The 17069-nt window shown below is 72.3% G+C and carries 18 protein-coding genes; 11 read left to right on the forward strand and 7 right to left on the reverse strand.

Going from position 1 to position 17069, the window contains the following annotated elements; genetic code table 11:
* Nucleotides 1–3: 3 nt before the first annotated feature.
* The 6 genes from tal to folA all read left to right on the forward strand — a co-directional run bounded on the left by tal (nt 4) and on the right by folA (nt 3867).
* Nucleotides 4–1113, forward strand: a complete 1110-nt coding sequence (tal, locus tag EV699_RS04460) for a transaldolase (protein WP_132539376.1) — start codon at nt 4–6, stop codon at nt 1111–1113.
* Between the two features lie 14 nt (nt 1114–1127).
* Nucleotides 1128–1508: a Co2+/Mg2+ efflux protein ApaG gene (gene apaG, locus EV699_RS04465; protein ID WP_132539378.1), complete on the forward strand. Its 381-nt coding sequence runs from the start codon at nt 1128–1130 to the stop codon at nt 1506–1508.
* 13 nt (nt 1509–1521) lie between these two features.
* Nucleotides 1522–2121: a class I SAM-dependent methyltransferase gene (locus tag EV699_RS04470; protein WP_132539380.1), complete on the forward strand. Its 600-nt coding sequence runs from the start codon at nt 1522–1524 to the stop codon at nt 2119–2121.
* Between the two features lie 69 nt (nt 2122–2190).
* Nucleotides 2191–3039: a symmetrical bis(5'-nucleosyl)-tetraphosphatase gene (locus EV699_RS04475; RefSeq protein WP_132539382.1), complete on the forward strand. Its 849-nt coding sequence runs from the start codon at nt 2191–2193 to the stop codon at nt 3037–3039.
* 23 nt (nt 3040–3062) lie between these two features.
* Nucleotides 3063–3344 carry an Lrp/AsnC family transcriptional regulator gene (locus EV699_RS04480; RefSeq protein ID WP_132539384.1) on the forward strand — a complete coding sequence of 94 codons (282 nt, stop codon included), beginning with the start codon at nt 3063–3065 and terminating at the stop codon, nt 3342–3344.
* 28 nt (nt 3345–3372) lie between these two features.
* A complete protein-coding gene (gene folA / locus EV699_RS04485; RefSeq protein WP_132539386.1) occupies nt 3373–3867 on the forward strand; it encodes a type 3 dihydrofolate reductase in 495 nt (164 codons plus the stop codon).
* 73 nt (nt 3868–3940) lie between these two features.
* On the opposite strand, the gene EV699_RS04490 is transcribed toward folA, so the two are convergent.
* Nucleotides 3941–4981, reverse strand: a complete 1041-nt coding sequence (locus tag EV699_RS04490; protein WP_132539388.1) for a type IV pilus twitching motility protein PilT — start codon at nt 4979–4981, stop codon at nt 3941–3943.
* 111 nt (nt 4982–5092) lie between these two features.
* Between EV699_RS04490 and EV699_RS04495 the strand changes: the two genes are divergently transcribed.
* Genes EV699_RS04495 through EV699_RS04505 form a run of 3 tightly spaced genes read left to right on the forward strand, consistent with a single transcriptional unit; the run spans nt 5093 to nt 7858 of the window.
* Nucleotides 5093–5773, forward strand: coding sequence for a YggS family pyridoxal phosphate-dependent enzyme (locus EV699_RS04495; RefSeq protein ID WP_132539390.1), 681 nt, complete (start codon nt 5093–5095; stop codon nt 5771–5773).
* Nucleotides 5774–5783: 10 nt separating this feature from the next.
* Nucleotides 5784–6149, forward strand: coding sequence for a hypothetical protein (locus EV699_RS04500; RefSeq protein WP_132539392.1), 366 nt, complete (start codon nt 5784–5786; stop codon nt 6147–6149).
* Nucleotides 6150–6157: 8 nt separating this feature from the next.
* Nucleotides 6158–7858 carry a tetratricopeptide repeat protein gene (locus EV699_RS04505; RefSeq protein ID WP_165904032.1) on the forward strand — a complete coding sequence of 567 codons (1701 nt, stop codon included), beginning with the start codon at nt 6158–6160 and terminating at the stop codon, nt 7856–7858.
* A gap of 13 nt (nt 7859–7871) precedes the next feature.
* Here EV699_RS04505 and EV699_RS04510 read toward each other — a convergent pair whose 3' ends face one another.
* From EV699_RS04510 to EV699_RS04535, 6 genes are all read right to left on the reverse strand, one after another.
* Nucleotides 7872–9326 carry an ATP-binding protein gene (locus tag EV699_RS04510; RefSeq protein WP_132539396.1) on the reverse strand — a complete coding sequence of 485 codons (1455 nt, stop codon included), beginning with the start codon at nt 9324–9326 and terminating at the stop codon, nt 7872–7874.
* 49 nt (nt 9327–9375) lie between these two features.
* The gene (locus EV699_RS04515; protein WP_132539398.1) at nt 9376–10101 is read right to left on the reverse strand and encodes a response regulator; all 726 of its coding nucleotides are present in this window, start codon (nt 10099–10101) and stop codon (nt 9376–9378) included.
* 120 nt (nt 10102–10221) lie between these two features.
* A complete protein-coding gene (locus tag EV699_RS04520) occupies nt 10222–11199 on the reverse strand; it encodes a glucokinase (RefSeq protein ID WP_132539400.1) in 978 nt (325 codons plus the stop codon).
* A 133-nt stretch (nt 11200–11332) separates the two neighbouring features.
* Nucleotides 11333–12091: a response regulator gene (locus tag EV699_RS04525; protein ID WP_132539402.1), complete on the reverse strand. Its 759-nt coding sequence runs from the start codon at nt 12089–12091 to the stop codon at nt 11333–11335.
* Between the two features lie 163 nt (nt 12092–12254).
* On the reverse strand, nt 12255–13190 hold the full coding sequence (locus EV699_RS04530) for an ABC transporter substrate-binding protein (RefSeq protein ID WP_132539404.1): 936 nt from the start codon (nt 13188–13190) through the stop codon (nt 12255–12257).
* A 109-nt stretch (nt 13191–13299) separates the two neighbouring features.
* Entirely contained in the window at nt 13300–14283 is a 984-nt protein-coding gene (locus EV699_RS04535) for an ABC transporter permease subunit (RefSeq protein WP_132539406.1), read from the reverse strand.
* 232 nt (nt 14284–14515) lie between these two features.
* Between EV699_RS04535 and EV699_RS04540 the strand changes: the two genes are divergently transcribed.
* Nucleotides 14516–16078 (forward strand): sugar ABC transporter ATP-binding protein, encoded by a 1563-nt coding sequence (locus EV699_RS04540; RefSeq protein ID WP_132539408.1) that lies wholly within the window; start codon nt 14516–14518, stop codon nt 16076–16078.
* Between the two features lie 12 nt (nt 16079–16090).
* Nucleotides 16091–17059: a carbohydrate kinase family protein gene (locus tag EV699_RS04545; RefSeq protein WP_132539410.1), complete on the forward strand. Its 969-nt coding sequence runs from the start codon at nt 16091–16093 to the stop codon at nt 17057–17059.
* The last annotated feature ends 10 nt before the right edge of the window (nt 17060–17069 follow it).

Below are 17069 nucleotides of genomic sequence, written 5' to 3' on the forward strand. Positions count from 1 at the left end.
GCCATGAGCGAGCACGACAATCCCCTGCGGGCGCTGAACGCGAGCGGCCAGAGCGTCTGGTACGACAACATCCAGCGCTCGATGCTGGCCGCGGGCGAGCTCGCCGCGCTGGTCGAGCGCGACGACCTGCGCGGCGTGACCTCCAACCCGGCGATCTTCGAGAAGGCGATCGGCGGCAGCAGCGACTACGACGCGGCGATCGCCCAGGCGCTGGCGCGTCGCCCGCAGGCCACGCCGCGCGAGCTCTTCACCGGGCTCGCGATCGACGACATCCGCGCCGCCGCCGAGGTGCTGCTGCCGGTCTACCGCAGGAGCGGCGGCGTCGACGGCATGGTCAGCCTCGAAGTCGCGCCCGACCTCGCCCACGACACCGCGGCGACGGTGCGCGAGGCGCGCGAGCTGCACGCGCGCCTCGACAGCCCCAACGTGATGATCAAGGTACCGGCGACGCGCGCCGGGGTGCCGGCGGTCGAGCAGCTGATCGCCGAGGGCATCAACGTCAACGTCACGCTGCTGTTCGCGGTCGAGCGCTACCGCGAGGTTGCCGAGGCCTGGCTGCGCGGGCTCGAACAGCGCCTGAACCGCGGCCAGCCGGTCGACCGCATCGCCTCGGTGGCGAGCTTCTTCGTGTCGCGCGTCGACGCCGCGCTCGATCCGCAGCTCGCCGCCGCCGCGCCCGGGCTGTGCGGCCACATCGCCATCGCCAACGCGCGCCTCGCCTACCGCCACTTCGCCGAGCTGCGCGCCGGTGCGCGCTACGCCGTGCTCGCCGCCGCCGGCGCGCAGCCACAGCGCCTGCTGTGGGCCAGCACCGGCACCAAGAACCCCGCCTACAGCGACGTGCTCTACTGCGAGGCGCTGATCGGCCCCGACACCGTCAACACCATGCCGCCGGCGACCTACGCCGCGTTCCGCGACCACGGCGTGGTCGCGCGCACGCTCGACACCGACCTCGATGCCGCCGCCGCGGCGCTCGCCCGCCTGCCCGCGCTCGGCATCGACCTCGCCGCCGTCACCGACCGGCTCGAAGCCGAAGGCGTCGCCGCCTTCGCCACCGCCTTCGACAGCCTGCTCGCCGCCATCGCCGCCAAGGCGCGCGCGGTGACGGCCTGATGGGACGCGCTGCCATGAGCGACCCCGACCATGCCATCCACGTCAGCGTGCAGGCGCAGTTCCTCGCCGAGCAGTCCGACCCGGCGCGCAACCGCTATGCCTTCGCCTACACCGTGACGATCGAGAACGCCGGCGCGGTACCGGCCAAGCTGCTCACCCGCCACTGGGTGATCACCGACGCCAACGGCAAGGTCACCGAGGTGCGTGGCGACGGCGTCGTCGGCGAGCAACCCTATCTGCGCCCCGGCGAGGGCTTCCGCTACACCAGCGGCACGCTGCTCGAAACCCCGGTCGGCAGCATGCACGGCAGCTACCAGATGCTCGCCGACGACGGCGTGGCCTTCGACGCCGACATCCCCGCCTTCACGCTCAGCGTGCCGCGCACCCTGCACTGAGGCGCGGCGCGCGATGAGCCTGCGCAGCGCCTACACGCTGTTCGCGCCGCTGTACGACGCCGTGGTGGCCACCGCCACCGCACCGGCGCGCCAGGCCAGCGTCGCCGCGCTCGCCGCCTTCGCCCCGGCGACGGTGCTGATCGCCGGCATCGGCACCGGGCTCGACATTCCCGCGCTGCCGCTCGGCCCGCGCTACACCGCCTTCGACCTGACCCCGGCGATGCTCGCGCGTGCCCGCCGCCGCGCCGGCGGGCGGCCGGAGCTCGCGCTGCAGCTCGAAACCGGCGACGCCCAGGCGCTCGCCTACGCGGATGCGCAGTTCGACGCCGTGCTGCTGCACCTGATCGTCGCCGTGGTGCCCGAGCCGGTGCGCGTGCTCGCCGAGACCGCCCGGGTGCTGCGCCCCGGCGGGCGCGCCTTCGTGTTCGACAAGTTCCTGCGCCCCGGCCAGCGCGCCCCGCTGCGCCGCGCGCTGAGCCCGCTGCTCGGGCGCCTCGCCTCGCGCACCGACGTGGTCTTCGAGGCGGTGTGCCCGCCGGCGCTGCGCGTGCTCGACGACCGTCCGGCGCTCGCCGGCGGGTGGTTCCGGCGCATCGTGGTGGAAAAGGGCTGAGCGTCTGGGGCATGCTGCACAGCCCCCGGGGCCGGTCCGGCCCGGGACCGGCGAGAGAGGTTTGCGTTGATGGCCGTTTACGCGATCGGCGACGTGCAGGGGTGCTTCGATCCGCTGCGTCGCCTGCTCGACAAGCTCGACTTCGATCCCGCGCGGGATCGCCTGTGGCTGACCGGCGACCTGGTCAACCGCGGACCGAAGTCGCTCGAAACCGTACGCTTCGTGCGCGGGCTCGGCGCCACCGCGGTGACCGTGCTCGGCAACCACGATCTCACGCTGCTGGCGATTGCCGCCGGCCACGTCAAGCCCGGCAAGAAGGACACCTTCCACGACGTGCTCGACGCCCCCGACGCCGCCGAGCTGATCGACTGGATCCGTCACCTGCCGATGCTGCACCACGACGACGCGCTCGGCTTCACGATGGTCCACGCCGGGTTGTCGCCGCACTGGGACCTCGACCTCGCCCGCACCTGCGCCGCCGAGGTCGAGGCGGTGCTGCGCGGCCCCGACCACGCCGATTTCCTCGCCCACATGTTCGGCAGCGAGCCGCGCGTGTGGCACGACGAGCTCGCCGGCGAGGAGCGCCTGCGCCACATCGTCAACGTGATGACGCGCATGCGCTTCTGCGGGCCCGACGGCTCGCTGTCGTTCGACCAGAAGGGGCCGCCGGGCAGCCAGCCGCCGGGCCTGAAGCCGTGGTTCGAGCTGCCCGGCCGGCGCAACGCCGGGCTCAGGCTGATCACCGGCCACTGGGCGGCGCTCGGTTACCACCGCGCGCCCGGCCTCTACGCGCTCGACTCCGGCTGCATCTGGGGCCAGCACCTGACGGCGCTGCGCCTCGACGCCGTGGAGCCGCCCTGCTGCGTGGACTGCTACGAGATGCGCAAGACCAAGAACCGCGCCGACCAGGGCATCTGAGCCCGTCACGGAGGGGCCTACCCATGTACACCGCGCTGGTACTGCTGAACACCGAGAAGGGCCGCATCAACGAGGTCGCCGAGGCGCTCGCCGACATCCCCGGCATCACCGAGGTCTACTCGCTCGCCGGCCCACACGACCTCGCCGCGGTGATCCGCGTGCGCGAGCTCGACGATATCGCCGACATCGTCACCCACCGCATGCTGAAGATCGACGGCATCCGCGACTCGCAGACCCACGTCGCCTTCCGCGTGCACTCGCGCCACGCGCTGGAGGACATGTTCGCCGTCGGCAACGAGGCCTGAACGTGCCGCGACGCCCGCAGGCGGGCGCGTGATCGTCAGCTGCGTCGTCGCCGTCGCCCGCAACGGCGTGATCGGCCGCGACAACGCGATGCCGTGGCGGCTGCCCGACGACCTCGCGCACTTCAAGGCGCTGACCCTCGGCAAGCCGGTGATCATGGGCCGGCTCACCTGGGAGTCGCTCGGCCGCCCGCTGCCGGGGCGGCACAACATCGTCGTCACCCGCAACCCCGGCTACGCCGCCGCCGGCGCCAGCGTGGTCGGCTCGCTCGACGCCGCCTTCGCCGCCGCCGGCGCCGTGCCCGAGGCGGTGGTGATCGGCGGCGGCGAGCTCTACGCGCGGGCGCTGCCGCGCACCGACGTGATCCACCTCACCGAAGTCGATGCCGAACCCCCCGGCGACACCCGCTTCCCACCCCTCGACCCGGCGCAGTGGCGCGAGACCTGGCGCGAGGCCCACCCCGCCGACGCCCGCCACGCCCATGCCTTCGTGTTCCGCCGGCTGCAGCGCATCGCCCCGGCCTGAGCCGTGCGCGCGGCGCTGGCGGGAAGGTGGACGGGGCGGGGACGAGCGGTGCGGCGGCGGGCCACGGGGTGCGTCAGACGCGGAACTCGTTCTTGTTCTGCGCGCGCGACAGCGCCTCGGGGCGCGACACCAGGCCCTTGCGCACCAGGTCGATCAGCGCCTGGTCGAGCGTGATCATGCCGTGGGCGGCGCCGGTCTGGATCGTCGAGTACATCTGCGCGACCTTGTCCTCGCGGATCAGGTTGCGGATCGCCGGGGTGCCGACCATCACTTCCCAGGCGGCGATGCGCCCGCCGCCGTTGCGCTTCAGCAGGGTCTGCGAGATCACCGCGCGCAGCGATTCCGACAGCATCGAGCGCACCAGCGGCTTCTCGCCGGCGGGGAAGACGTCGATGATGCGGTCGATGGTCTTGGCGGCGGAGCTGGTGTGCAGGGTGCCGAACACCAGGTGGCCGGTCTCGGCGGCGGTGAGCGCGAGGCGGATGGTTTCGAGGTCGCGCATTTCGCCGACCAGGATGTAGTCGGGGTCCTCGCGCAGCGCCGAGCGCAGCGCGTTGGCGAAGCTGTGCGTGTCGCGGTGCACCTCGCGCTGGTTGATCAGGCACTTCTTGCTCTCGTGGACGAATTCGATCGGGTCCTCGATCGTCAGCACGTGGCCGTACTCCTCGCTGTTGATGTGGTCGATCATCGCCGCGAGCGTGGTCGACTTGCCCGAGCCGGTGGGGCCGGTGACCAGCACCAGCCCGCGCGGCACGTCGATCAGCTCGCGGAAGCTCGGCGGGCAGCCGAGCTCCTCCAGCGTCTTGATCTGCGTGGGAATGGTGCGGAACACCGCGCCGGCGCCGCGGTTCTGCAGGTAGGCGTTGACGCGGAAGCGCGCCAGGTTGGGGATGGCGAAGGAGAAGTCGCACTCGAAGTGCTCCTCGTAATCCTTGCGCTGCCGGTCGTTCATGATGTCGTAGATCATCGCGTGCACCTGCTTGTGCTCCAGCGCAGGCACGTTGATGCGGCGGATGTCGCCGTCGACGCGCAGCATCGGCGGCAGCCCGGCCGACAGGTGCAGGTCGGAGGCGTTGTGCTTGGCTCCGAAGGCGAGGAGTTCGTCGATGTTCATGGGCGTTTCCTTCTGTACGCCGGGAGATGTGCGGCGCACTATACGTCGCGCGCCGGGCCGGAGACAGCCGAAGCCTCCGGCGCCCGGACAGCCCCGGAGGAAGCCGTTCCCATGAGCATCGCCGAACGCCTGCACGCGGTGCAGGCGCGCATCCGCAGTGCCGAAACCGCCTACGGCCGCCCTGCCGGCAGCGTGCGCCTGCTCGCGGTGAGCAAGACGCACCCCGCCGCGGCGCTGCGCGAGGCCCACGCCGCCGGCCAGTGCGCCTTCGGCGAGAATTACCTGCAGGAAGCGCTCGACAAGCAGGCCGAACTCGCCGGGCTGCCGCTGGAGTGGCATTTCATCGGCCCGATCCAGTCGAACAAGACGCGCCGCATCGCCGAAGGCTTCGCCTGGGTGCACAGCGTCGAGCGGCTGAAGATCGCCGAACGCCTGTCGGCGCAGCGCCCGGCGGAGCTGCCGCCGCTCGCGGTGTGCATCGAGGTCAACGTCAGCGGCGAGGCGAGCAAGAGCGGGGTGGGTCCGGCCGAGCTGCCGGCGCTCGCGCACGCGGTGGCGGCGCTGCCGCGCCTGCAGCTGCGCGGGCTGATGTCGGTGCCCGCACCGGCCAGCGACTTCGCCGCGCAGCGCCGCCCGCACGCGCAACTGCGCGCGCTGTTCGAGGCGCTGAACGCCGACGGCTTCGCCCTCGACACCCTGTCGATGGGCATGTCGGACGACCTCGAAGCCGCCGTCGCCGAGGGCTCGACGCTGCTGCGCATCGGCACCGCCATCTTCGGACCGCGGCACTGACCGAGTGAGCGTGAAACCTTCCACCCTTGCGGTCCGCACGGCGACCGTCGGCGGTCTCGCCTGCGCGTTCGGGGCGCTGCTGGCGCTGCCGGCGGCGTTCGCCGCCACCCCTGCCGATGCCTGGCTGCCGGCGCTCGAAGCCGAGGTGCGCGATGCCGCGCTCGACCCGCGCAACCTGTTCGACGCCCCGACGACGCTGCCACCCGGCCTGCCGCCGGCGGCCTTCGAAGCGCGCCTGCGCCAGGACTGGCCCGGCCTGCATGCCGAATACGCCGCGCTCGACCTGCCGGCACGGCAGGCGGTGTACGAGTACTACCGGCGCGATCCGGCGGTGGGCGCGATCCGCGCCGCCCTGCTCGCGCGCGGCCGGCCATGACGGCAGCGATGGCCATCGTCCTGTCGCTCGTCTGTGCCCTCGCGCATGCCGCCCCGCCGGTCAAGTGGCGCGACGCCAGCGGGGTGTGGCACTACGGCGATGCGGCGCCCGCCGACCTCGACCGCGGCGCGGCGGCGGAGCGGGCGGGCGACTACACCGCCGCCGCGCGCGAACTGCTCGACTGGGCCCAGCGCGGCGATGCGCGTGCGCAGGCCCGCCTCGCCGAGCTGTACCTGGAGGGGCGCGGCGTGCCGCGCGACGAGCGCACCGGCGCCGAGTGGCTGCGGCGGGCGGCGCAGGCCGGCTACGCGGCGGCGCAACTGCGCTACGCCGAACTGCTGGAGCTCGGGCGTGGCACCGGCGCCGACCCGCGCGCCGCACTGCAGCTCCTGAAGAGCGCCGCCGGGCAGGGCTACGCGCCGGCGCAGACGCGCCTCGCCGAGCGCCTGCTCGAAGGCCGTGACGGCCGCCCCGATGCGGTCGCTGCGGCGCGGCTGTTCGAGGCCGCCGCCGCAGCCGGCGACGCCGGCGCGCAGTTCCGTCTCGGCCAGCTGCTGCTGCGCGGCGAAGGCATCACCCCGAGCGTCGAGACCGCCGCCGAGTACCTGCGCGCGGCCGTCGCCCAGGGCCATGCCGGGGCCAAGCAGGAACTCGCCGAGCTGGTGTTCGCCGGGCGGGTGCGCGAGCCCGGCCCCGAGCGCGCGCTGCAGTTGCTGCAGGAGGCTGCTGACGCCGGTCTGCCGGCGGCGCAGACCAGCCTCGGCCTGCTTTACCTGCAGGGCCGCCGCGTCGCCGTCGATGCGGCGCGCGCGGCGCGCTGGCTTGCGGCCGCGGCGGCGGCCGGCGACGCGCTCGCGCAGTTCTCGCTGGCCGGGCTCTACGCCGAGGGCAAGGGCGTGGCGGCCGACCCGGCGGCGGCCTTCCGCTGGTACGCCGCCGCCGCCGAAAGCGGCCATGCGCGCGCGCAGTTCGAGCTCGCCGAAGCCTACGCGGCGGGCCGCGGCACTGCGCCGGACCCGCACACGGCCTACCTGTGGTACGAGCGCGCCGCGCGCCAGGGGCTGGCGAGTGCGCAGGTGCGCGTCGGCGAGGCGCTGCTGCGTGGCCTCGGCGTGCCGGCCGACCCGCTGCTGGCGGCCCAGTCCTACCGCGCCGCCGCCGAGGCCGGGCACCCGCAGGCGCAGCTCGCGCTCGGCCTGCTGCTGCTGAACGGGCGCGGCGTGGCGCGCGACCCGGCGCTCGCCGCGGTCTGGCTGAAGCGGGCGGCCGAGCAGGGGGCGACGCTCGCCCAGGTCGCGCTCGGCATCCTGCACGCCAGCGGCAACGGCCTGCCGCGCGACGACACCCAGGCCGCGCGCTGGTACGCGCGCGCCGCGCAGGGGCGCCAGCCCTGGGGCGAGCTGCTGCTCGGCCTCGCCGCGATCGGCGGCCGCGGCGTGGTGACCGAGCCGGTGCAGGGCGCCGGCCTGGTCCGGCGTGCCGCCGAGCGCGGGCTCGCGACCGCGCAGTTCGTCTACGCCCGGCTCTGCGCCGAGGGCGTGGGCATGGCGCGCGACCTCGACTGCGCCTACCGCTGGTATGACCTCGCCGCGCTCGCCGGCCACCCCAGCGCCGCCGCGGCGCGCGACGCGCTCGCCCCGCAGCTCGGCCCCGAGGCGCTGCGCGCCGCCCGCCGCGCCGCCCGCGAGTGGCGCCCCGCCGACGGCTGACGGGCGGGCGGCGTCAGGCCGCCCCGGTGCGCGGCAGTTGCAGCCGCGCTTCCAGCCCGCGCTGCGGGTGGTTGTGCAGCGTGAGCTCGCCGCCGTGGGCACGGGCGATGTGCCGGGCGATGCCGAGGCCGAGCCCGCTGCCGCCGGTGTTGCGGTTGCGCGAACGTTCGAGCCGCACGTAGGGCTGGAACACCTGCTCGATCGCCGCCTCGGGGATGCCGGCGCCGTAGTCGTAGAGGCGCACGGTGAGCCGCTCGGGCGTGTCCTCCAGCTCCACCTCGACGCGCTCGCCGTAGAAGGCGGCGTTGTCGATCAGGTTGGCGAGGCAGCGGCGCAGCGCCAGCGGCCGCGCGCGCAGCGGCTGCGCCTGGCCGCTCAGCGTGAACGCCCGCCCGCGCAGGTCGAGGTCCTCGCCGAGGTGGGCGAGCACCGCGGCGACGTCGACGGGCTCGGGGTTCTCGTGGATGTCGGTGTCCTTCACCGACTGCAGCGCGCCCTGGACCATCAGGTTCAGCTCGTCGAGGTCGGCGACGAACTTGTCGCGCAGGCGCTCGTCGGGCAGCAGTTCGGCGCGTAGGCGCAGGCGCGTGATCGGCGTCTTGAGGTCGTGCGAGATCGCCGAGAACAGCCGCGCACGGTCGTCGAGGTAGCCCTGCAGGCGCTCCTGCATGCGGTTGAAGGCGTGCGCGGTGGCGGCGATCTCGGTGGCGCCGTCCTCCGGCAGCGGCGGGTGCCAGAGATCGCGGCCGAGGTCGCGCGCGGCGCGGGCGACCGCCGACAGCGGCTGCGTCAGCCAGCGCACGCCGACCAGCGAGGCGGCGAGCACCGCGGCGAGTGTCGCGAACAGCGCCAGCGCGCGCTCGGGGGCGAGCAGGCTGCGTTCGCCGAGGAAGCCGGGCACCGGCACCTGCGAGGCGACGTACAGCCACTCGTCGTCGGCCAGGCGCACCTGTACCACCAGGAGCGGCAGCGACGCCGCCGAGGCGTCGTCGAGCCACAGCACGAAGTCGGCCCAGCGCGGCGGCAGCTCGTTGAGCTGCAGTTCGCGGTTGAGCACGCGCAGGTCCTCGGGGCGGGAGAACTCGACGTGGGTCTCGACGTCGCCGAGCTCGCGCTGCAGCGTGCGCAGGAACGCCCGCACCACCAGGGCCTTGTCGTCGCCGCCGGGGAGGTCGTTGACCGCCAGGCGGCGGCTGTTGACGCTGACGAAGAAGCGCTGGCCGCCCATGTTGCGCAGCTGGTCGAGCACCAGGTGGCGGTACTCGTAGGGCAGGGCGCCGACGTAGCGCACGGTCGACGACACGCTCGCCGCGAGGCTGCGGGCGACACGCTCGACCAGTTCCAGGTGCAGCGCCTGCGCCTGGCCGCGCCAGACCAGCTGGCTGCCGAGCTGCGCCAGCAGCACGCCGGCGACCATCAGCAGCACGAAGCGCCCGCGCAGCGAGCGCGGCAGCCAGCGCGGGCTCATCGCTGCGCCTGCGCGCCGGCGGCGCTCCGGCGGCGGTGTCCGTGCCGGCTCAGGGCAGCGCCTCGACCGCCGTCGCCAGCAGGTAGCCGCGGCCGCGCACGGTCTTGATCAGCTGCGGCGCGGCCGGGTCGTCCTCCAGGCGCTGGCGCAGGCGGCACACCTGGACGTCGAGGCCGCGGTCGAACGGCGTGGACTCGCGGTTGCGCGTCAGCTCGTACAGGCGGTCGCGCGAGATCACCTGCAGCGGGTGGCGCAGCAGCACCATCAGCAGCGCGTAGTCGGAGCCGCCGATCTCCAGCCGCAGGCCGCTGGTGTGCGTCAGCACGCGGGTGCCGGTGTCGAGCTCCCACGGGCCGAAGCGCAGCCGCCGCGGCACGGCGTCGGCCGCGGTGCGACGGTTGCCGGCACCGGCGCGGCGCAGCACCGCCTTGATGCGGGCGAGCAGCTCGCGCGGGTTGAAGGGCTTGCCGAGGTAGTCGTCGGCGCCGAATTCGAGGCCGATGATGCGATCGGCGTCGTCGGCGCTCGCGGTCAGCATGATGATCGGTACCTCGGAGTCACGGCGCAGGCGCCGGCAGATCTCGAAGCCGTCCTCGCCCGGCAGCATCACGTCGAGCACGATCAGCGACGGCGCGCGCGCGGCGATGTGTGCGTCCATCGCCCGGCCGTCCACCGCGGCGTCGACCGAATAGCCGTTCTGCGACAGGTACTGCGCGAGCAGCTCGCGGGTCTCGGTGTCGTCGTCGACGACCAGGATGTGGGCTGGCTGGCTCATCGGTGGCGGGCCATGCGGCGGGTGGGTTCCCGCGTCATCGGCCGGGCCCGGCATGCGGCGTCGGGCCGGCCTTCTTTATATAAGAGCCGTCGCCCAGGGCGCGACGGCTGTCGCCCGGTCTCAGCGGCTGGCCAGCGCCGCCGAGGCTCCGCGCAGCGCCGCGTCGCCGGCGTTGATCAGGTAGCAGGGGATGGGCCGCAGGTAGTCGGCGAAGCGGCCGCGGTGCTCGAAGCGCGCGCGGAACGCCGACGCGGCGAAGCGCTCGGGGAAGCGCGGGAGGATGCCGCCGCCGATGTAGACGCCGCCGCGGGCACCGAGCGTCACCGCGAGGTTGCCGGCGATGGTGCCGAGCATGCCGCAGAACACGTCGAGCACGCGCGCACACAGCGCGCAGCTGCCGTCGCTGCCGCGGGTGACGATCTCCGGCGGGCTCAGCGCCTCGGCGCTGCGCCCTTCGATCGCGGCGAGCGCCTGGTACAGGTTGGGCAGGCCGAGGCTGCCAGAGACCAGCCGCTCGGCCGAGACGTGCGCATGGCGTTCGAGCGCCCAGCGCAGGATCTCGATCTCCAGCGCGTCGACGGGGCTGAAGCTGACGTGACCGCCTTCGCCGTCGATCGGCACCCAGCCGCCGCGGCCGTCGGGCAGCAGGCCCGACACGCCGAGCCCGGTGCCCGGCCCGACCAGCCCCTTGGCGGCACCCTCGGTCGGCGTGCCGCCGCCGACCTGCATCAGTTCGCTGGGCCGCAGCAGCGGCAGCGACAGGGCCAGCGCGGTGAAGTCGTTGAGCACGCGCAGTTCACGGAAGCCGAGCGCGTCGCGCACCGCCGTGATCGAGAACTGCCAGTCGTGGTTGGTCATGCGCACCACGTCGCCGGTCACCGGATTGGCGATGGCGATGGCGCCGCGGTCCGGGCGCGGCCCGGACTCGTCGGCCAGGTAGGCTTCGATCGCGGCGTCGATGGTGGCGTGGCCGCGGGTCGGCAGTACCCGCAGCGAGCGCGGCTCGCCACCCGGCTCGTCGATCAGGGCGAAGCGGGCGTTGGTGCCGCCGATATCGGCGATCAGGGCGGGCGCGCGGGCGGGTTCGGCGTGGCTCATGGTGGTCGGCCTGCTGGGCAGCGGTTGACGAACGGTCGGCACGTGACCGACCGCGCTTATTATGTAATGTCACTACACTATAGCGTGAGGAAAGGGCGCCTGTGCAGCCTACAAAGGTAGTTTTGCAACATTTTTAGGCGCCGCGACGCACTTCGGCGGTGAATACGTAGCCGACCCCGCGTTCGGTGCGCAGCAGGCTGGGCTGCTTCGGGTCGGGTTCGATCTTGCGCCGCAGCCGCAGCACCAGCACGTCGACCGAACGGTCGAAGACGTCCTCGTGTTCGAGGTGGGTGAGTTCGAGCAGGCGGTCGCGGCTGAGCACGCGGTTGGGGTTGCGCACGAAGGCGGCGAGCAGGTTGAACTCGCCGTAGGTGAGGCCGACGGTGCGGCTGTCGGCGGCGAACAGGCGGCGGGCGCCGAGATCGAGCCGCCAGTGACTGAAGTGGTAGACCTCCGCCGCGGTGGCGGTGGCGGTGCCGTTGCTCGGAGCCAGCGTCGGCGCAGCACCGGTGGCGGGTTGCGGCGTGCCCTGGGTGCGCCGCAGCACGGCGCGGATGCGGGCCAGGAGTTCGCGCGGATTGAAGGGCTTGGGTACGTAGTCGTCGGCGCCGAGTTCGAGCCCGACCACGCGGTCGACCTCGCCGCCGAGACTGGTCAGCATGATCAGCGGCACGCCCTGCGCGAGCAGGCTGCCGGCGAGGGTCAGGCCGTTCTCGCCGGGCAGTTTCACGTCGAGCAGCACGAGGTCGAAGCGGTTGGTTTCGAGCGCGGCGCGCATCGCCTTGCCGTCGGGCACGGCGTGCAGCCGGATGCCGTGCTCACCGAGATAGTCGACGAGAAGTTCGCGAATGGCCGGATCGTCATCGACGAGCAGGAGCTTCGGGGTGTTCATCGCAGTGACCTGTGGGCGATGGGCGCGTGCGGCAAAAGGCTAGCCTATCGGTGACACAAAGACACCCCGCACCCGCGAATCCGGGACGGAAGGGCAAGCGGCGCACAGGATCGGGCAACCGCCGTTGCCGCGTGAGCGGCAACGGCGGTCGATTGCTGCCGTCTCAGTTGGCGAGCCAGCCCTTGTACTCGCCGATGTTGTCGCGCGTGATCAGCGGGGTGGGGATCAGCTCGACGTTCTTCTCCGGGCGCTTGCCCTGCAGGATCTGGTAGCCGATCTCGACGCCGCGGGTCGCCATCAGCTGCGGGTTCTGCGCGGAGCTCGCGGCGAACAGGCTGCCTTCCTTCTTCAGCACCTCTTCGGCGGCGGGGGCGCCGTCGACCGAGACGATGGTGAACTCGCTGCGCTTGGCCTGCTTGGCCGCCAGGTCGGCGCCGACGCCGGTCGGATCGTTGATCGTGAACACGCCGTCGATCTTCGGATTGGCGGTGAGCAGGTTGGCCATCACCGTCAGGCCGCCCTCGCGGTTGCCGTTGGCGTTCTGGTTGTCGGACAGGATCTTGATGTCCGGGTACTTGGCCAGCACGCTCTTGCAGCCGTTGACGCGGTCGATCACCGAGGAGACCGGCGGGCCGTTGACGATCACGGCGTTGCCCTTGCCGCTCATCTTCTTGGCCATGAACTCGCAGGCCACTTCGCCGGCCTGGACGTTGTCGCTCATCACGGTGATGTCGGCGCCCTGGGCGGCGACGTCGACCGCGACCACGACCACGCCGGCATCACGTGCGCGCTTGATCGCCGGGGCGATCGCCTTCGGATCGGCGGCGACGAGGACGATCATCTGCACCTTGTTGGCGACGAAGTCGTCGATCTGGCCGACCTGGGCATTCAGGTCGTAGCTGTTGGCGACCACGGTGACCTTGACGTCGGGTCCGCCGATTTCCTTCGCCTTCTTCTCGACGCCCTTGGCGACCTGGAGGAAGAAGGGGTTGCCGAGGTCGGACACGGACACGCCGACCGACTTGAGGTCCACCGCGTGGGCACCGGCGGTGGCGGTGAGCAGGGCGAGCGCGAGCAGCGAGCGCGGGCTGGTGAGCATGGATGGTTCTCCGGATCGGTGGTGGTGGTGGGTCGGGTTCGAGTTGTGCGGCGGCGCGTGACCGGTGCCGCCGCTCGTTCTGCCGTGCCGGCCCCGAGGCCGTCCGGCGTCAGGCGCGCCGGTTCGCGCTGTTGCGGTACTTGTCGATCAGCACCGCGATCACGATCACCAGGCCCTTGATCACGAGCTGCCAGAAGAACGAGACGTTCATCAGGGTCAGGCCGTTGTTGAGCACCGCGATGATCAGCGCGCCGAACAGCGTGCCGACAACCGTGCCGATGCCGCCGACGAAGCTGGTGCCGCCGAGGATCACCGCCGCGATGGCGTCGAGTTCGTAGCCGGTACCGAGCTTGCCGTCGGCGTTGAACAGGCGCGAGGACATCATCACACCGGCGAGGCCCGACAGCAGGCCGCTGATAGCGTAGACGATCAGCAGCACGCGACCGACGCGCAGGCCGGCGAGACGCGCCGCTTCGGGGTTGCCGCCGACGGCGTAGATGTGCAGGCCGAGCACGGTGCGGTTCAGCAGCACCCAGCTCACCGCGACGACGATCAGCGCGATCCACACCAGCCAGGGCAGGCCGAGGAAGTAGTTGTTGCCGATCCAGGCGAAGTTGATCTCCATGTTGGTGATCGAACCGCCCGAGGCGAACAGGTAGGCGAGGCCGCGCATCGCGGTGAAGCTGCCGAGGGTGACGATGAACGGCGGCAGTCTGAAGCCGGCGATCAGCGCACCGTTCATCAGGCCCATCACCAGGCCCGACAGCAGGCCGACCGGCACCGCCGCCCAGCCCAGGCCGGGGATCAGCGAGGCCGTCATCGTCAGCACCGCGGCGCAGCCGAGGATGGCGCCGACCGAGAGGTCGATGCCCGCAGTCAGGATCACGAAGGTCATGCCGGTCGCGAGGACGATGTTCACGGAGGCCTGCTGCATGATGTTCAGCAGGTTGTTCCCGGTCAGGAAGTTCGGCGACATCAGCGCGAAGGCGCCGCCGATCAGGATCAGCACCGGCAGGATGCCCGCGGCGCGCAGGTAACGTCCCAGATTGGCCTTGGTGGCGGGGGGGGTAGCCGTGGTGGTGGCGGTCGACATGGTTATCTCCTCCTCAGGGGTCCGCAGTGGCAACCACGATAGGCGTAGCCCATTAACCGTGAATGTTCGTCACCGCGTTGCCTCCCGACTCGCGTTAACACGGCGGTAACACGTGCCCGCAGGCGTCCGCGGCGATGAAATGCGTTGTTAACCCTTTGCCCGGAGACTCCTTCCCATCGCCGGCGCGCCCATCGATCGGGGCGTCGTTCAAGCACCAGCGCGGGAGGAGATCATGACAACGAGCACCCAGCAGCAGACTTCGAGCCGGACCCCCGTCCTGCAGATGGAAAACATCGCCAAGCGCTTCGGCGCGCACCTCGCACTGAAGGGCGTGAGCCTCGAGCTGTACGCGGGCGAGGTGCACTCGCTGATGGGCGAGAACGGCGCCGGCAAGAGCACGCTGATGAAGATCCTCGCCGGTGCCTACCAGTCCGACGGCGGCACCATCCGCATCGACGGTGCCGAGTTCGTCGTCGACGGCCCGCAGGCCGCGCTCGAGGCCGGCATCACGCTGATCTACCAGGAGATCAACCTCGCGCCGAACCTGACGGTGGCGGAGAACGTGTTCCTCGGCCGCGAGCCGGTGCGCGGCGGCATGGTCGACCGTGCGCTGATGTCACGCGAGGTCGGCGCGGTGCTGAAGAGCCTGGATGCGACCTTCGGCCCCGAGACCCGCGTCGGCGACCTGATCATCGCCGACCAGCAGCTGGTCGAGATCGCCCGCGCGCTGCACCGCAAGAGCCGCATCCTGGTGATGGACGAGCCCACCGCCGCGCTGTCGGCGCGCGAGACCGAGCGCCTGTTCGCGCTGATCGACGGCCTCAAGGCGCAGGGCCTGGCGATCGTCTACATCAGCCACCGCATGGAGGAGATCTACCGCCTGTCGGACCGCGTCAGCGTGCTGCGCGACGGCGCCTACATCGGCACGCTGATGCGCGCCGAACTGTCGGCCGAGCGGCTGGTGCAGATGATGGTCGGCCGCCCGCTCGCCGAGTTCTTCGAGCGGCAAAGCTTCTGCGACCGCAGCCGCGTGCGGCTGGAGGTGAGCGGCATCACCGACGGCGAGGTCGGGCGGGTGGAGCCGGCGAGCTTCACGCTGTACGCCGGCGAGGTGCTGGGCCTGTCGGGACTGGTCGGTGCCGGGCGCACCGAGCTCGCGCGGCTGATCTTCGGCGCCGACCCGATGGCAGGCGGCAGCGTCAAGCTCGACGGCATGCCGCTGAACGTGCGCGAGCCGCTCGACGCGATCCGCGCCGGCATCGCCTACGTGCCGGAGGACCGCAAGACCCAGGGCCTGTTCCTCGACCTCGCCTCGCTGCTGAACGTGTCGATCACCACCGCCGAGCGCGACGCCACGCGCGGCTTCTGGCTCAACCGCGCCGGCGCCGACGCGCTGTTCGAGCGCTACCGCGAGGCCCTGGCGATCCGCGTGGCGCGCCCGCAGCTCGAATCGCGCCACCTGTCGGGCGGCAACCAGCAGAAGCTCCTGCTCGCGCGCTGGGCGGCGACCAAGCCGAGCGTGCTGATCCTCGACGAGCCGACCCGCGGCGTCGACGTTGGCGCCAAGCACGACATCTATCACATGATGCACGAGCTCGCCGCGCAGGGGGTGGCGGTGCTGATGATCTCGAGTGACCTGCCGGAGATCGTCGGCTTGTGCGACCGCGTCCTGGTGATGCGCGAAGGCGAGCTGGTCGGTGAGGTCGGTGGCGACGCCCCGGGCGCGCCGGCGATCACGCAGGAGAACATCATGGCCTTCGCCACCGGCTCGCACGCCATGGCGCAGGCCGCCTGACAGGGGACAGACATGCTTCCAGTTCTGGCTTACGGCGAACTGTTGATCGACTTCATCGGCCTGCCGGCCGAGGCCGGCCTGCCGCCGCGCTTCGCGCAGTACGCCGGCGGCGCGCCGGGCAATGCCGCGGTGGCGGTGGCCAAGCTCGGCGGGCAGGCGGGCTTCGTCGGCCGCGTCGGTCGCGACGACTTCGGCGACTTCCTGGTCGCGGCGCTCGAACGCGAGGGCGTCGACGCCTCGCGGGTGAGCCGCAGCGACACCGCGCGCACGCCGCTCGCCTTCGTCGCGCTCGACGCGCACGGCGAGCGCAGCTTCACCTTCTACCGCCAGCACACCGCCGACCTCGAGTTCACCGCCGCCGGCTTCGACAGCGTGGACTTCTCGGGCGCCGGGCTCCTGCACGTGTGCTCGAACACGCTGACCGATGACGGCGTGGCCGCGGCCACTATCGCCGGCGCCCGCCGCGCCCGCGCCTCCGGCTGGCTGGTGAGCTTCGACGTCAATCTGCGCCACAACCTGTGGCCGATAGGGCGCGAGGCGACGCCCCACGTGCTGGCGCTGTTCGAGCACAGCGACCTGGTCAAGCTCAGCCGCGAGGAACTCGACGTGCTGCGCGGCGACGTCCCCGAGGCGACCTGGCTCGCCGGCGTGCTCGAACGCGGCGCGCGCCTGGTGGTGGTCACCGACGGCCCCGAGCCGCTGCGCTACTTCACGCCGACGCGCCAGGGCCGGCTGGTGCCGCCGGCGGTGCGCGCGGTCGACACCACCGCCGCCGGTGACGCCTTCTGCGGCGGCCTGCTCTACGGCCTGGCCTCCTCCGACGTCACCGACGCCACGCTGCCGGCGCTGCTGGAAGACACGCCGCGGCTGGAGACCCTGCTGCACTTCGCGCTCGCCTGCGGTGCGTTCGCGGTGACCCGCCCCGGAGCCTTCGCTTCGCTGCCCCGCCGCGAAGACGTGAGCGCGCCGCTGCCCGCCTGAGGACCCCGTG

It is taken from the genome of Plasticicumulans lactativorans (assembly GCF_004341245.1).
Taxonomy (GTDB): Bacteria; Pseudomonadota; Gammaproteobacteria; order Competibacterales; family Competibacteraceae; genus Plasticicumulans_A; species Plasticicumulans_A lactativorans.

Bases quoted from the DNA above. Each gene is read 5' to 3' on its own strand.
- EV699_RS04520 (WP_132539400.1), bottom strand. From the start codon at position 11,199: ATGAGCCACGCCGAACCCGCCCGCGCGCCCGCCCTGATCGCCGATATC.
- tal (WP_132539376.1), top strand. From the start codon at position 4: ATGAGCGAGCACGACAATCCCCTGCGGGCGCTGAACGCGAGCGGCCAG.
- EV699_RS04470 (WP_132539380.1), top strand. From the start codon at position 1,522: ATGAGCCTGCGCAGCGCCTACACGCTGTTCGCGCCGCTGTACGACGCC.
- EV699_RS04535 (WP_132539406.1), bottom strand. From the start codon at position 14,283: ATGTCGACCGCCACCACCACGGCTACCCCCCCCGCCACCAAGGCCAAT.
- EV699_RS04480 (WP_132539384.1), top strand. From the start codon at position 3,063: ATGTACACCGCGCTGGTACTGCTGAACACCGAGAAGGGCCGCATCAAC.
- EV699_RS04475 (WP_132539382.1), top strand. From the start codon at position 2,191: ATGGCCGTTTACGCGATCGGCGACGTGCAGGGGTGCTTCGATCCGCTG.
- EV699_RS04525 (WP_132539402.1), bottom strand. From the start codon at position 12,091: ATGAACACCCCGAAGCTCCTGCTCGTCGATGACGATCCGGCCATTCGC.
- EV699_RS04545 (WP_132539410.1), top strand. From the start codon at position 16,091: ATGCTTCCAGTTCTGGCTTACGGCGAACTGTTGATCGACTTCATCGGC.
- apaG (WP_132539378.1), top strand. From the start codon at position 1,128: ATGAGCGACCCCGACCATGCCATCCACGTCAGCGTGCAGGCGCAGTTC.
- EV699_RS04505 (WP_165904032.1), top strand. From the start codon at position 6,158: ATGGCCATCGTCCTGTCGCTCGTCTGTGCCCTCGCGCATGCCGCCCCG.
- EV699_RS04530 (WP_132539404.1), bottom strand. From the start codon at position 13,190: ATGCTCACCAGCCCGCGCTCGCTGCTCGCGCTCGCCCTGCTCACCGCC.
- EV699_RS04490 (WP_132539388.1), bottom strand. From the start codon at position 4,981: ATGAACATCGACGAACTCCTCGCCTTCGGAGCCAAGCACAACGCCTCC.
- EV699_RS04515 (WP_132539398.1), bottom strand. From the start codon at position 10,101: ATGAGCCAGCCAGCCCACATCCTGGTCGTCGACGACGACACCGAGACC.
- EV699_RS04540 (WP_132539408.1), top strand. From the start codon at position 14,516: ATGACAACGAGCACCCAGCAGCAGACTTCGAGCCGGACCCCCGTCCTG.
- EV699_RS04510 (WP_132539396.1), bottom strand. From the start codon at position 9,326: ATGAGCCCGCGCTGGCTGCCGCGCTCGCTGCGCGGGCGCTTCGTGCTG.
- EV699_RS04495 (WP_132539390.1), top strand. From the start codon at position 5,093: ATGAGCATCGCCGAACGCCTGCACGCGGTGCAGGCGCGCATCCGCAGT.